Source organism: Clostridium sp. UBA3061 (assembly GCF_002367465.1).
In the GTDB taxonomy this organism is placed as follows: domain Bacteria; phylum Bacillota; class Clostridia; order Clostridiales; family Clostridiaceae; genus Clostridium_J; species Clostridium_J sulfidigenes.
On sequence record NZ_DFCF01000005.1, the window covers coordinates 221,338 to 235,985 of the forward strand.

A 14,648-nucleotide genomic window follows, 5' to 3' on the forward strand; every position below is an offset into this window, starting at 1 on the left:
GTATTTAACCAATAAAACTTCTTATCTTAAGTTACATCCTCATTTACATTTCTCTTAATGCCAATAATCTATTATAACATTAAAAATCATTGTTGCAATTAACTTCTTTCAATCTTAACTTTACTTCCACCTCTACCTGATTCTGCTGGAGTAATTACTAATTTTACTGGTACCCTATTTTTTATAGATTCTACGTGACTTATTATTCCGACCTTAAGTTTATCATTATGAATCCTCTCTAAGGAGCTCATAACTACTTCTAGTAAGTCATCATCTAGTGTTCCAAATCCTTCATCTAAGAAGAATAGCTCTAAGGGCGCTGTTCCCTTAAGTTGAATCTCTGAGGATAGTGCTAAGGCTAAAGCTAAGGATGTTAGGAATGTCTCTCCTCCTGAAAGTGTGGATGCATCTCTTGAGGCTCCTCCATTTTTATAGTCTCTTATTATGAATTTACCCTGTTCATCTACTTCTAAACCATAAGTTCCACTAGTAATTTCCTTAAGTCTCTTAGAGGCTTCCATGGATACATATTTAAGTCTAGTAGCAGCTACAAACTCAACAAACTTTTTACCCTTAAATAGCTTTTCTAAATCATCTAGAAGAGCTAATTTATGATCTAATTTTTCTTTTTTATCTAACAATTCCTTTAACTCCAATAGTTTTTTCTGTATATAATTAACTTCTTCTGAGCATCTTATATTTACTTCCGTAAAAGCTTTTATTTCCTCTTCTTTTATAGCCTTTTCTTCTTGAACCTGCTGCCAAGCTTCTTCACTTACTTCTCTTCCATTTATCTTTATAAGTAAACTTTCAATAGCCCCATTAACCTTGGATATGCTATTATTATACTCTTCAATAAATGTCTTTAATCTCTCTATTTCCACTTTAGAAATTACATTATATTTAACCTGCTCTATATCTTCAAAACTTTCCTTCCTTAAGCAATCCTTCAAGTAAGTTCTTTCTTCTGACTCTCGTTTATCTAACTGTCTAACCTTACTTATGATTTCTATTAAAGCTTCATTACAGCTTTTAAAGTCTTTTTCCATGGATTCCTTTTTCTTATCATAATCATTAAAGGAGTCTTCTATAGTCTTTATTTCTTCCTGAAGCTGCACTAATAAGTCCTTGAGATTATCGAGTTCTCCTACCTTAGCTTTTATTTGAAGTTCCTTCTCCTCTGCACTTTTTTCTTTTTCTATAAGAGCAGATTTTTCTTTAGCTAAGTTTTCTCTAAGAGAATTTATGCTTATTTGTAGGGATTCCTTGCTATCTATTAGATCATCTAATCCCTTTCTATACTTTCTTATGTTCTTTTCTAACTCTTCTCTTTCTTTTTCTATCCTTAATATTTCTTCATTTTTTTCTTGAAAATTTTCTACATTGATAGAATTTTTTATGCTACTAATATCATTTTCTAAATCACTACAAGATAGAGTATTTTTATTAAATTCTAGCTCTACATCATTATATTGCTTTTCCTTTTCTTCTACTACTGATTTAATAGTATTTCTTTTCCCTTCTAAGGATAGTTTTTCTTCTTTTAAGGTTTTTATAACAGTCTCTAAAACTTCTTTATCTTTATTATACTGTGAAAGTTCTTTATCTAGTGCTTTAAATTTTTCTTCTAATACTCCTAGATTCCCAACTTTAAAATCATCCCCTAAAGCTTTTATTTCTAGTTCTTTAGCCTTAATGTTTTCTTCTAAATTTAAGATTTTAGTGTTGTCCCTAGTAATATTCATTTCTATTTCCTTAAGTTGATTTTCAAAGTCATGCAGTTTTTCATTTTTTCCAGTTAAGTCTAGGTTTTCTATATGCCTTATATTCTCAACATGATGCTCTAAAGAACCACAAACAGGACAAGGTTCACCCTTATTTAAATTTTCTCTAAGCTCACTTGCTAAAGTCTCAACCTGTAGCTCTAATATTTCTGCTTTTAAACCTTTAATGGCCTCATCTATCCTAGACTTATTTTTCTCATATTTATTTACTGCTTCCCTTAAATTTTTAATAATTTCTTCTGAGCTTATAATAACTTCAGTTGCAAGGCTATATCTTTTAGTCTTTTCTGTTTCCTCAGATATCCTTCTTTGAAGATTCAAAAGATCAGTAGATTCTCCTGGACAAGTATTAATTAGTTTCTCTAACTCCTCTTCCTTTTCTATAAGCAATGCTTCCTTTTTACTAAGTTCATCTCTGCATAAATCCTCTTTTACGTGTTCTTCTTCCATAAACTTTTTAAGTTTTGTTAAGGTTAATCTATCTTTATCTACTAAAGCTTTTAAGTCTAAAAATCTTTCATTAAGTCTAATACCCCTTTGAACCTTTTCCTTTAAGTCACTATCTATCTTAAGGGCTTCAAACTTCATCTCAGTTTCTTTTATAACATTTCCACCTTTAAGAATTCTTTTATCTAAAATATCTATTTCTCCCTGAGCTTTCTGTCCCTGCTCATTTAAACTTTTAACACTTTCTCTTAACTCACTAATATTAACTTTTAAAGCATCTAAATTTTTCTTTTCTATTAAAGCATCCTTAACCTTTTCTTCTTTTACTTTTAAGTCAGGTAATTCCTTATCCTTTTTCTTTCTCCAAAAATTCCACTTACTTTCTAGTTCATCTTTTTCTACTTTTAATTTTTCATATTGGAGATTTAAGGCATTTTCCTTTTCCTTCGAGGCTTTTAAATCTCTTAGAGTATTTTCATAGCTTTCTATATAAGGTAAAACCCTAGCTGCACCTTCACCAATTTTTAGTTTTTCCTTATACTCTTCTATTTCTTCAGCTTTTCCCATTAGAGCTTTTTTCTTTTCCTCATAGTCTTTAATATCTAAGCTTAACTTCCAAACTTCTTCTTTTTCCTTAAAATCTTCTGCTAACTTCTTAAGTTCCTCATTACCTTTTTTTAGTATATCTGTTGAAGCTTTTAGTTCATCCTCTTTTTCTTTTAATGTATCCTCATTTATATTTTCATAGCCCTTAAGCTCACCAGATAGCTCCTTGTATTTACTTTCTTCCTTGATTACTTCAGCCTTAAGCTTACTTGAAAGATTATCACCATACTTTTGTAAGTTAAATAACCTCTCAAGCATATCTCTTCTCGTTCTACCCTCTAACCTTAAAAACTCACTAAATTTCCCTTGAGGTAACACTACAGTTCTAGTAAAATCCTCTAAACTTAATCCTATAATCTCTCTACAAGCTGCAGTAACTTCCTTCACCTTATCTGCTAAAATTATGTGCTCCTCAAAAGTCATATCTATTATCTTACATTTTCCTGATATAGGATTACCCGTTTTCTTATCCCTTTTAAATTCTCTATCTACAACATATCTCTTAGGCTTTGCTCCTGAAATTTGAAAGGTATAACTTAAAGCTAGGCTATCACAATTAGTATTTATAAAGTTTGAACTTTTTCTTGAAACCTCTCCATATAAAGCTAAAGTTATTCCATCTAATACTGTAGATTTCCCACTGCCAGTAGGTCCAAATATACCAAAAAAGCCTTGCTCCGTAAGTTTTTCAAAATCTATAAATTGCTCTTCATTAAAGCTATTTAATCCCTTAATTTTAAGACTAATTGGTTTCATTATCTTCGCCTCCTTCTTCTGAGATTATAGACATAAGTAAATCAACCACTTCATCCTCTGCATCTACTCCTCTTTCTCTTTTATAAAAATCCTTAAATATCTCTTCAAAGGATTTTTCAGAAAGACTCCTAGCATTTTCATCCTCTTCCTCTACCCCTATAATCTTAGGCATAATTTCTAGGATATCTCTTTTTAATATCTTCATTTTCTTTATTTCATCTTCATTTATATATCTATCTGTAGAAATTTCAAGATAAACCCAACAATTTCTATCCTTATTTTCCTCACACTTTAAGATAGCTTCCTCTACTCCATTACATTTCCACACCTCAATGGGCTTATAAACCTTTATTTCCACCTCTTCTATAAGGCTATCTTCTCCAGCCTTCACATCTACTATAAAACATTTATTTTTAAAGCTAATTTCCTTTTTATTATAATGAAGAGGTGAACCTGAGTATCGTGCTCTTTTATTAGTTCCAGGAACTATTTGAGGCTTATGCACATGACCAAGAGCTATATATTGAGCTGACTCTGGAAAACAACTGCCATTTACTATGTAGCTTCCTCCTAGTTGTATGCTTCTCTCTGAACCACTTTCTTCACTTCCCATGGCAAATAGATGTGATACTACTAAATTTATAGTGTCTTCTCTATAATGACCTTCTAAAGTGTGAAATAATTCATGTATTCTATCACTATAAGACATTAATTTTTCTTCTTCGCTTTCCATGCCACTATACAATATTTCATTTAATCTTTTTTCACTGGGATAGGGTACTGTTAATATAACTGCTCTTTCTTCATTAACTTCAATTTCAATAAACCCTTCTTCAGATTCAATAAGTCTGTGTTTTCCATAGCTCCCTGGTTGAACTACAGTTTTTGGAGTTCCCACCATAATTATTCCATGGTCCATAGCTAAAGGACCTGCTGCCACTAATCTCTCTGGATTATCATGATTTCCCGATATTACAAGGGTTAGCCTTTCACCATTTCTAGAAATTCTCTTTAAAGTATCATAAAACATTTTTTCAGCTCTAGCTGGTGGATTACTTGTATCATAGACATCTCCTGCAATAATAACCAAATCTATATTATTTTCTTCTACAATATTTACAAAGTCCTTTAAAAACTCTTCTTGCTCATCCATCCTACTCTGACCCTCTAGATTTTTTCCTAGATGCCAATCTCCAGTATGAAGTATTCTCAATTTTGTTCCTCCTCCATTAATCTATATCTATTTCTTTAAATCCTATAAATTCCTCACCCTTAAATTCCATAACAATAATCCAAGGCATAATACTTTTTATTCTATTAAACTCCTCATAACCAAAGGTTTTATTATAATAATTCAATATTGTACTTAAAGCTGTGCCATGAGTTCCTATTACTACATTTTTGCCTTTATTCTCATTTAATATTTCTTTTAATGCTGTTATATTTCTCTCTTGCACCTGTCTAAGACATTCACCCTTAGAAAGCTTGTACTCAAAATCCTCCCATTGACATTTTACAAATTCATTAAAATCATCTATCCATTGATCTTTAATAGTCCGCTCCCTTAAATCCTCTTTAGCTACTACCTTTAAATTTAACACATCAGCTAGCTCTTTAACCGTATCTATTGCACGTTTATATGGACTTGAATAAATTCCATGTATTTTTTTACTTTTTAATACTTCCGCTACCCTTTTACTATCTTTTAATCCTTTATCCGTTAATGGTCTAATTAAATCTTCATGAATTGAAAAGTCAGGCTCACAATGTCTAACAAAATATATATTGGTCATTTTTCCCTACCCCCTATAAATAAACTCTAATTCTATATTATTCTATTATACCTTAAGTTATTTTGTAGTATCATCTTTAATTAAAAACTTACTAGTATTTTTTGAATACTATTGAAGATAGGAAACTAAAAAAGAGTTATATCAAAACAATTTTCTAATCTTAATTAAATATTGTACATTCATTTAAAATAAATATAAGTTCAATATTAATTTAACATTAATTTTGTTTTGATATAACTCTAAACTCATTTAAACACTTTATTCTTCTATACCATAGAATAATTCTATTACATCTCTATCTGGTTTTTTCCCAATATAACTTCCCATTAAGAATGTAATTATAGCTACCACAAGAGCTGGAACAATAGGTTGAACTCCCATTGGTGCAAACTTTGTGACGTAAAATATTATAAAGGAACCAACACCGCAAATCATAGATATTATAGCACCCATAGCATTAGCCCTTTTCCAATATAAACCAAAGACCACTGGACAAAAGAAAGCAGCCTCTAATCCACCAAAAGCAAATAGATTAATAAAAGTAAGTAATGCTGGAGGTTGTATTGCAAGAATAAACACTATAAGCCCTATAATTGCTGTGGACCATAAACTCATTTTTGATATCTTCTTTTCAAAATCTTTACCTTCTTTTACATCATCATTTTTCATAATATAGTTCATATATATATCTTTTATAATTGCAGCAGACGATAAGATTAACATAGAAGATACCGTTGACATAACTGCTGCTAGTGGTGCTGCAAGAAATATTCCAGCAGCTACAGGATGCATAATATTAATAACTAAAGTTGGAATAACAGTATCTGAATTTGTAATTCCCTTTGGAAGAATTGCTGCAGAAAGTACTCCCGCTAAAAGCATTCCAAACATTAAAATAAAAAATACTACTGTTCCATAAATCATAGCATCATGCATGGATTTACTATTCTTAAACCCCATAGCTCTAACTGTGTTTTGAGGAAGTCCAAGGGTTCCTACTCCTACTAATACCCAAAAGGACATGATGTATCCTTTACTAAAATGTTCTCCAGATAAAGGGGTATTCCATACTGGATTAACTTCATTTAAAGTAGCTGAAATAGTATCCATTCCCCCGCCAACCTTTATAATAGAGTAAATAATCAGTCCTGTACCTATTATCATTATAATTCCTTGAATGGTGTCAGTAACAACTACTGCTTTAAAGCCTCCTATGGTAGTATATATAATTACTATTGTACCAAATAAAATTAGTCCTACCAAATAAGAAAATCCTGTAATAGACTGGAATAGTACAGCTCCTCCAATAAACTGTGCCACCATAGTTACAATAAAAAATATTACTAAAGCAATAGATGCCATTATAACTACTGTGGGTGATTTATATCTTTTGTATAAATAATCTGTAACTGTTACAGCATTAATTTTTCTTGATATTATAGCTAGCTTTTTTCCTAAGATTCCTAGTGTTAAAAATGCTGTTGGAACTTGAGTTACTGCTACAAATACCCAACTTAATCCTACAGAATAAGCAATTCCAGGTCCACCAATAAAACTGCTAGCACTAGTATAAGTTGCAATTAATGTCATGGCAAGAACAAACCCTCCCATAGATCTTCCACCTATGAAGTAATTATTTATAAATCCATTTTTAGCATTTTCTTTTGCTGAATTTTTACTAATCCAAACTCCTACAAATAAGTTTAATGCTAAATAAAGAATAATTGGTATTACAATTAACATTTTTTCCATACTACATTCCCCACTTTATTTTTCCTTATGATTATTCTTTTGTTCTTCATCATTTTCCAAATCCATATCCACAAATAAATACTTTACAGTAAATGTTACTGCTACAATAAGTATTATTGGTCCTGCAAAACTACTTAATACAAACCACAATGGTAGTCCCATTACATATTTATAAGTAGATGGATCTCCACTTCCTAGCCCAAAGCCAGTAACATACCACCACATAAAATAAAGTATATACAAAATAATAGAAATGATAGCTTCTTTATTCATTTGTCGATTCTTAGCTTTTTCTGATAATTTCATAATCTTACTCCTCTTGATTTTAACATAAATAAGTTTTCTAGAGCTGTACTATTTAGTAATAAGCTCTCATTTTAACAACATAGTAATATTATCACGTCACCATTGAGTTCACAATGGTTTTCATAATTTATTTTCCCCTAATATAGTATTTTAACTTAAATAAATATAAATTTTTTTAATTAATATAAATCTTTTTAAAAAAAATATTAAAAAACTATTGCATATTTATAAGTTATAGTTGTATAATTATGCAACGGTAATAAATTATTATACAAGGGGGATACAACAATGAAAAAAGGTATACTAAAAAAAATTTTTGCACTAGCTATGGTAGGTACCATGTCACTATCTTTAATGGCATGCGGTAATAAAGAAGAGGTGGACTTGCTATCTAAAATAAAAAAAGAAGGAAAATTAAAAGTAGGTATGAGTGTTGATTACGCACCTTATGAATTCTTTATAATGGAAAATGGTGAAAAGAAAACCGTTGGTCTAGACATATCTCTAGTAAGTGAAATTGCTAAAGATTTGGGTGTAGAATACGAAATTCAAGAGATGGAATTTAGCACTATTTGTGATGCTACAAGAAATGGAATCATTGATTTAGGAGTGTCTGGATTATCAGTTAATGAAGAAAGAAAAGAAGTTATAGATTTCTCAAATATATATTTTCAAGCAGAACAAGGAATATTGATAAATAAAAACAATTCTGAAACTATTAAAAGTATTGATGATTTAAAAGGTAAAAAAGTAGGAGCTCAAAATGGTTCTACACAAGCCACTTTAGCTCAGGGAATTGAAAATGCTGATGTTAAGCTATTAGCACAAGTTCCAACTTTAATTCAAGATTTAATAGCTGGAAACTTAGATGCAGTAATTGTTGAACTTCCAGTAGCTGATATACAAGCTATAGTTCATGAAGAATTAGCTGTTGCAAAAGAAAAAATTAATGATACTTCCGGTGGTGGTTCTGCTATAGCTCTTCCAAAGGGACAAGCTACTTTACTAGAAGCAGTTAATAAAACATTAGAAAGATTAGAATCTGAAGGTAAAATACAAGAGTTTTATAAAGAAGCTATAAAATTAAGTAAAGATGAGGTTACAGCTCAATAATTTTTACTAGCTACAAAGGAGGAAGCTATGTCTAATTTAAGTTTTAAGTTTTTAGAAAAATATTATCCAGTGTTTATAGAAGGTATTCAATGGACTTTATTAGTAGCAATGCTATCAGTTCTATTTGGAGCAATCCTAGGAACCCTTCTTTGCTTCATGAAAAGGTCAAAGTTATCTGTATTAAAAGTACCTATTCCTAAGGTTATAGCTTCTATTTATATAGAATTCATAAGAGGAACACCTTTATTACTACAAATTTTTATAGTATATTTTGGTACAACCTCCTTTGGAGTTAAGCTTACTCCTTTAGTAGCTTGTGTAATAGCACTTTCACTTAACTCAGGAGCTTATGTGGCAGAAATAATAAGAAGTGGAATTGATGCAGTAGATAAAGGACAATTAGAGGCTGCAAGAAGTCTAGGTATGAATCAAAGAATGGCCATGCAACATATTATATTACCACAAGCCATAAGAAATATTTTACCTGCTATTGGTAATGAGTTTGTGGCTATAATAAAGGAATCATCTATGGCATCAGCTATAGGTGTAGCAGAAATTACTTATGGTGCTAAGCTAGTTACAGGTGCCACCTATAGAAACTTTGAGCCTTTAATTGTAGCAGCAATCTGCTACTTTATCCTAACATTTACTCTAGGAAGATTAATGGCTTATGCAGAAAGGAGACTTAAAGGAAATGATTCACGTTAAAAATTTAAAGAAAAACTTTGGAGAACTAGAAGTTTTAAAGGGAATTGATGAACATATAACTAAAGGAGAAGTTGTTGTAATTATTGGCCCTTCTGGTTCTGGTAAGTCTACCTTCTTACGTTGTCTTAATCTACTAGAAGAGCCGACTTCAGGAGAAATTATATTTGAAGGAAATAATATCACTGATAAAAAGTCTAATATAAATAAACTAAGAGAAAAAATGGGAATGGTATTCCAGCAATTTAATCTCTTTCCTCATAAATCAGTATTAGAAAACATAACTATATCACCTATTAAGGTAAAAGGTGAAAAGGTTCAATCAGCTAATGAAAAAGCTCTATCTCTTTTAAAAATGGTAGGTCTAACAGATAAAGCTAGTGCTTATCCAAGCTCCTTATCTGGTGGACAAAAGCAAAGGATAGCAATAGCCAGAGCTTTAGCCATGAGTCCAGATGTAATGCTATTTGACGAACCTACTTCTGCTTTAGACCCTGAAATGGTTGGTGAAGTTTTAAATGTTATGAAAGAACTGGCCAAAGAAGGTATGACCATGGTGGTAGTAACCCATGAAATGGGCTTTGCAAGAGAAGTTGGAGATAGAATTTTATTTATGGATGAAGGAAAAATTCTAGAAGAAGGCACTCCAGATGAACTTTTTGGAAATCCTAAAAACTCTAGAACTATAGATTTCTTATCTAAGGTTTTATAAAAAATAAATTTATCAATAATTTTTTTGAAGAGTTTATTATATTTACATTTATAATTTATCTATATCTAAAAATAAAATAACCAGTTAATTTATTTNNAAATAAATTAACTGGTTATTTGCATTACTATTATTTATAATTTCATAGTATGAAATTTACATTTATCACCATGACAAATTAATCTTTTCATGCTAATGTATCTTTTAATGCCTTTGTCTAATTCCAATTTTCACGCCATTTGGATCATTTATAAATATATAATTTTCCATAGGTCCATTAATCACCTTTACATTTTGTTCTTCTAATTTTCTTACCGCTTCATTGAAATTATTTACATTAAATACAATAGAGATATTTGAACCATTAGCTTTTTTTAATTCTTTAAAGCTATTTGGATATTCTATTAATTCAATAGTTCCAGACTCTTCATCCTTTAAGAAAATAATGTGTATTCCTTCCGGAGTATCTATTCTTTGTACTTCTTTTAATTCTAAAATTTCTTTATAAAATCTTTCTGATTCTTCTAACTCTGCTACTGCTATTGTGACCATTTCTAAATTCATAAATACTACCTCACTTTATTAATTTTACATCTGCTACGATATATTTTTACTATCCCCTTTATTTATATACCTAATATAATAGCCTTTATATTATATTAAACTTTATTTACATGAAAATTATACTGTAATCTTTTACTTATTCAACATTAATCTCTAAATAGATAATCTCCTTCTTACATGGATAATATTCCATAACTCCATAGGCAGAATCATAATATATTTCATTATAATAAACCATAATTTGCCCCTTTTTATTTCCTTGGATAGTATTGATTACCTTAACAAGTATCATCCCTTTTTCTCAACATGTTTCCCATGCATTAAAAAAATGTAAATAAATGTTCCATTACCCTCTTTTTTCAAAATAGAGTTCAATGAATATCTCAAAGTCAAAACTCACATATTATTTATTTTACTTTTCTGATGAACATACAAAATCCACTTTTACATTTCAGAAACAGTATTTTTTAGTGCCTTAATTGCCTCTTCATACTCTAGGCTTCCACATAATACTTTCAAATCTTCTTCATCCATAAGTGATTGAAATAGTTTTTTTCTTATTATCTTCTGCCCTTCCACATTTACCTCTAGTTTAAGATTTTCAAAATAAGGGTTATTGCTATAATCATATTCTGTAGAAAGTAGCTCTTTTACATAATTGTTAAACCATTTTGCAGCAAGCTCCTTGTCCCCTATTTCAATATATAGCCTACAGTAATTATATGCTCCTGAACCCATCCCTATTTTAAATATACTCTCTACTTGATTTAGAGCATCTAAATAGAAAACTGCCTTTTCATAATTATGTTCACCTTTTGAGAGCCTTGCTAATATTGCTATCATTGCATTGCTTTGATTTAAATACTGTATAAGCATTCCTTTGCACATATTTTCCGCTTCTTTGTTCTTTCCTTGCTTCTGTAACAATGACGAATATAGTACCATGGGATCTATAAATGAATTTGATAATTCCTTAAGGGCCTTTTCACTTTCTTCATAGTTTTCTAAGGTCATTTGTATATTAGCAATAGAAAATAAAGCTACTGATATATACTTTGAAACCTTACTTTCAGTAACTTGATAAAGCAAAGTTAAGCAATACTCCATTCTTGATTTTATACATTCCTCTGAAACATTACCTGACATCATAGAATACATTTGAATCAATTGTGCAATTATCAATTTTAAATATACACTATTAGGGTATTCTTTCTCATATTCTTTACATCTTAATTCACCATCCATATAACTCTGATGTAAAAATACTTCAACTAATTCTTTTTTTATATTAATTACTTCTACTTCAGAAAGTTCTTGTTGAAAGGAAAGTAAAACATCTAAAGAGGTATCCAATGCTCTTGCCAATGGCGCTAATAAAGAAATATCTGGTGTTGAATTTCCAGTCTCCCATTTACTTACTGCTCCTGCTGAAATTCCAATCATACTTGCCAACTGCTCTTGAGTAACCTTTTTTTCTTTCCTTAAATGTAAAATAGTCTCTCCAATATTTAATCTATTCATATTCACTACCTCCGCCTTTGAGCCTTTTTAGTACTTTTATTATAAGCTTAATTACAACTGTCAACAATGGAGAGTAGTTCATACTTAAGTTGAAAAAACTTGAGTGATATTCAACTTTATGGTTATAAGTCATAGTTATTAGCCTACTCTATGTCTCATATCTCAAATATCATTATAATTTTTTTGTATAAACTCAATAAGCGGCTTAAGATTTTCTTTATTTGTCCAATCGAAGTTAGAGCCAATTGCTTGCATTAATGCAGCTTCCCAAGGTTCGTATTTGTTAGAGTCTTTTTTTGCAACAGCTTTTTTAAGAATATTACAAAGGGTTTTGTCTTTCCAAGACATACTTTTCTCATTCCAAGCACCACGACAATAAAAACATGGGATTTCATTAAGTTTCTCCTTAAAATTACGCTCTTTTATAGCAGTCATAGCTTTTTCATCATATGGAGATGCTCCCACTGCAAAAACTACTATTCTTTTACCCTTTAGTTTTTCATAATGCTTTCTTAGAAAAGATACTCCTGCTATACCTGTTGCATAAATACCTCCACCTAAAATAATTGTATCGTATTTTGCAACTTGTTCTATATCAGCTTGTTTTGTTTCAATTATGTCACTTGATAGCTCTTCTGCTAACCATTCCGCATATTTTTTTGTAGCTCCATACTTTGATTGATATAGTACTACTATATTTTCCAACTTTAGTACCTCCTTGTATAACGATTTAATTATTTTTTTATTATACCTGTAATAGTAAAATGGTGTTTCTTTATATTTTAACTTTGTTTTTCTTAATATGATATCTTTTGCCTCAATTTAAATATCCATTTATATCCTTACTATCATTTTAATACCACTATTAATAATAACACCAAATACAGTATTATCCAACATGTTCTATAAGTATATTTTATTTTCTATAACTTCGTGTCATAATAGGATTAATAAATAATTTATGGAGATGATTATATGAATACTGAAATAGAAAAACTAACACAAATTTTAAGAAATAGTAATAACATAGTATTCTTTGGTGGAGCAGGAGTATCTACCGAATCTAACATACCCGATTTCAGAAGTGCCAATGGTCTTTTTAACGCAAGACTTAACATGACTCTTTCTCCTGAACAACTAGTTTCTCATACTTATTTTATAAGATTTCCTGAGGAATTTTTTAATTTTTATAAGGCAAAGCTTATATATCCTGAAGCAAAACCTAATGGAGCACATATAGCCCTTGCTAACCTTGAAGAAATGGGCAAACTTAAAGCAATCATTACTCAAAACATTGATGGACTTCATCAAGCAGCTGGTTCTAAAAATGTATTTGAACTTCATGGCTCAATTCATAGAAACTATTGCATTAAGTGTAATGATAGCTATGATATGAATTTTATTTTAAATTCTAAGGGAATACCTACTTGTCCTAAATGCAGTGGAACTGTTAGACCTGATGTAGTTTTATATGAAGAAGGTTTAGATGAAAGTGTACTTAAAGGAGCTATCGATGCTATCTCAAAAGCAGACACATTAATTATAGGTGGAACTTCTCTAGTGGTTTATCCTGCAGCTAATCTTATAAACTATTTTAAAGGCAAAAATCTAGTGCTTATAAATAAAAGTAGTACTTCTGCTGATTCTAGAGCAGACTTAGTTATTCACGATTCTATTGGGAAAGTATTAAGTGAGTCAGTTAATTTTTTATAAAATAAAGGTAGTCATTGACTACCTTTTATTAACCAAAGTCTTATGTTATTTTCTCATTAATATTTCTATATTAATTTTATGCCCACTTTAATAAAAAAGCAATTTATATTATACTATTATAAGACCTAATACATATACAAAGGAGAATTTATTATGCCACAATTGCCTTTTAAGGATCTTAAAAACATAGATATTTCACAATTTAGTACCCAAATTGAAGATTTTAAATCTCTTTCTTTAAAATATCGTTGTGCCCTTCGTGAAATCGAAACAAAATTTGCAGTACTTAATGATGAATATAAAAGTATTCACTCTTATAATCCTATTGAACATATGAAATCTAGACTTAAAGCTCCTGAGAGTATACTTGAAAAACTTCAAAGAAGAGGATTAGAACTCTCTATTGAGTCTGCAGAAACTTTAACTGATATTGCTGGAATTAGAGTTATTTGCTCTTTTCTCAGTGATGTTTATGAAATTGCAGCTTCAATTAAGGCACAAACTGATTTAACTATTATTAAGGAACGTGATTACATAAAAAATCCAAAAGATAATGGTTATCGTAGCCTTCATTTAGTTGTTAGTGTTCCTGTATTCTTTTCAAAGAAAGTTGAAAATGTTCCTGTAGAGATTCAATTTAGAACAATTTCAATGGATACGTGGGCAAGCCTAGAACATAAGCTTAGATATAAATATGAGGGCGAAATGCCTGATGATATTAGCACAATGCTGTTAAACTGTGCTGGTACTACAACACACCTTGATGAGGAAATGCTTATGGCACGTAACAGACTTATGAACAATCATATTTAATGCTTAATTAAGTAACATTTTTACAAATATATATTTATTTTTCATAAAATTTGAGCATGTACTCCA

14 protein-coding genes are annotated in these 14,648 nt (G+C 30.2%); 5 read left to right on the forward strand and 9 right to left on the reverse strand.

Annotated elements, in window-relative coordinates; translation table 11 throughout:
* Positions 1-98 precede the first annotated feature (98 nt).
* From B2P65_RS04155 to B2P65_RS04175, 5 genes are all read right to left on the reverse strand, one after another.
* Entirely contained in the window at positions 99-3,593 is a 3,495-nt protein-coding gene (locus B2P65_RS04155; RefSeq protein ID WP_346879640.1) for an SbcC/MukB-like Walker B domain-containing protein, read from the reverse strand.
* Positions 3,580-4,806: an exonuclease SbcCD subunit D gene (locus tag B2P65_RS04160; protein ID WP_346879641.1), complete on the reverse strand. Its 1,227-nt coding sequence runs from the start codon at positions 4,804-4,806 to the stop codon at positions 3,580-3,582. The genes B2P65_RS04155 and B2P65_RS04160 overlap by 14 nt, the downstream gene beginning before the upstream one ends.
* Positions 4,807-4,822: 16 nt before the next feature.
* Complete coding sequence (locus tag B2P65_RS04165) at positions 4,823-5,386, reverse strand: histidine phosphatase family protein (protein WP_346879642.1); 564 nt, start codon at positions 5,384-5,386, stop codon at positions 4,823-4,825.
* Between the two features lie 258 nt (positions 5,387-5,644).
* Positions 5,645-7,138, reverse strand: a complete 1,494-nt coding sequence (gene panF / locus B2P65_RS04170; RefSeq protein ID WP_346879643.1) for a sodium/pantothenate symporter — start codon at positions 7,136-7,138, stop codon at positions 5,645-5,647.
* 15 nt (positions 7,139-7,153) lie between these two features.
* On the reverse strand, positions 7,154-7,444 hold the full coding sequence (locus tag B2P65_RS04175) for a YhdT family protein (RefSeq protein WP_346847554.1): 291 nt from the start codon (positions 7,442-7,444) through the stop codon (positions 7,154-7,156).
* Positions 7,445-7,732: 288 nt separating this feature from the next.
* Here B2P65_RS04175 and B2P65_RS04180 point away from each other — a divergent pair, with 288 nt between their 5' ends.
* From B2P65_RS04180 to B2P65_RS04190, 3 genes are read left to right on the forward strand one after another with little or no spacing between them, the layout of a single operon-like run.
* Positions 7,733-8,557: a transporter substrate-binding domain-containing protein gene (locus B2P65_RS04180; protein WP_346847555.1), complete on the forward strand. Its 825-nt coding sequence runs from the start codon at positions 7,733-7,735 to the stop codon at positions 8,555-8,557.
* 27 nt (positions 8,558-8,584) lie between these two features.
* Entirely contained in the window at positions 8,585-9,265 is a 681-nt protein-coding gene (locus B2P65_RS04185) for an amino acid ABC transporter permease (protein WP_035133830.1), read from the forward strand.
* On the forward strand, positions 9,252-9,974 hold the full coding sequence (locus B2P65_RS04190) for an amino acid ABC transporter ATP-binding protein (RefSeq protein ID WP_346876711.1): 723 nt from the start codon (positions 9,252-9,254) through the stop codon (positions 9,972-9,974). The genes B2P65_RS04185 and B2P65_RS04190 overlap by 14 nt, the downstream gene beginning before the upstream one ends.
* A gap of 201 nt (positions 9,975-10,175) precedes the next feature.
* Here B2P65_RS04190 and B2P65_RS04195 read toward each other — a convergent pair whose 3' ends face one another.
* The 4 genes from B2P65_RS04195 to B2P65_RS04210 all read right to left on the reverse strand — a co-directional run bounded on the left by B2P65_RS04195 (position 10,176) and on the right by B2P65_RS04210 (position 12,761).
* Positions 10,176-10,535 carry a VOC family protein gene (locus B2P65_RS04195; protein ID WP_346847557.1) on the reverse strand — a complete coding sequence of 120 codons (360 nt, stop codon included), beginning with the start codon at positions 10,533-10,535 and terminating at the stop codon, positions 10,176-10,178.
* Positions 10,536-10,671: 136 nt separating this feature from the next.
* Complete coding sequence (locus B2P65_RS04200; RefSeq protein ID WP_346879644.1) at positions 10,672-10,827, reverse strand: hypothetical protein; 156 nt, start codon at positions 10,825-10,827, stop codon at positions 10,672-10,674.
* A gap of 152 nt (positions 10,828-10,979) precedes the next feature.
* Positions 10,980-12,056: a helix-turn-helix transcriptional regulator gene (locus B2P65_RS04205; protein ID WP_346876590.1), complete on the reverse strand. Its 1,077-nt coding sequence runs from the start codon at positions 12,054-12,056 to the stop codon at positions 10,980-10,982.
* Positions 12,057-12,218: 162 nt separating this feature from the next.
* On the reverse strand, positions 12,219-12,761 hold the full coding sequence (locus B2P65_RS04210; protein WP_346876591.1) for a flavodoxin domain-containing protein: 543 nt from the start codon (positions 12,759-12,761) through the stop codon (positions 12,219-12,221).
* Positions 12,762-13,031: 270 nt separating this feature from the next.
* Here B2P65_RS04210 and B2P65_RS04215 point away from each other — a divergent pair, with 270 nt between their 5' ends.
* Entirely contained in the window at positions 13,032-13,769 is a 738-nt protein-coding gene (locus B2P65_RS04215; protein WP_346879645.1) for an NAD-dependent protein deacylase, read from the forward strand.
* A gap of 153 nt (positions 13,770-13,922) precedes the next feature.
* A complete protein-coding gene (locus B2P65_RS04220; protein WP_346879646.1) occupies positions 13,923-14,582 on the forward strand; it encodes a GTP pyrophosphokinase family protein in 660 nt (219 codons plus the stop codon).
* Positions 14,583-14,648 lie beyond the last annotated feature (66 nt).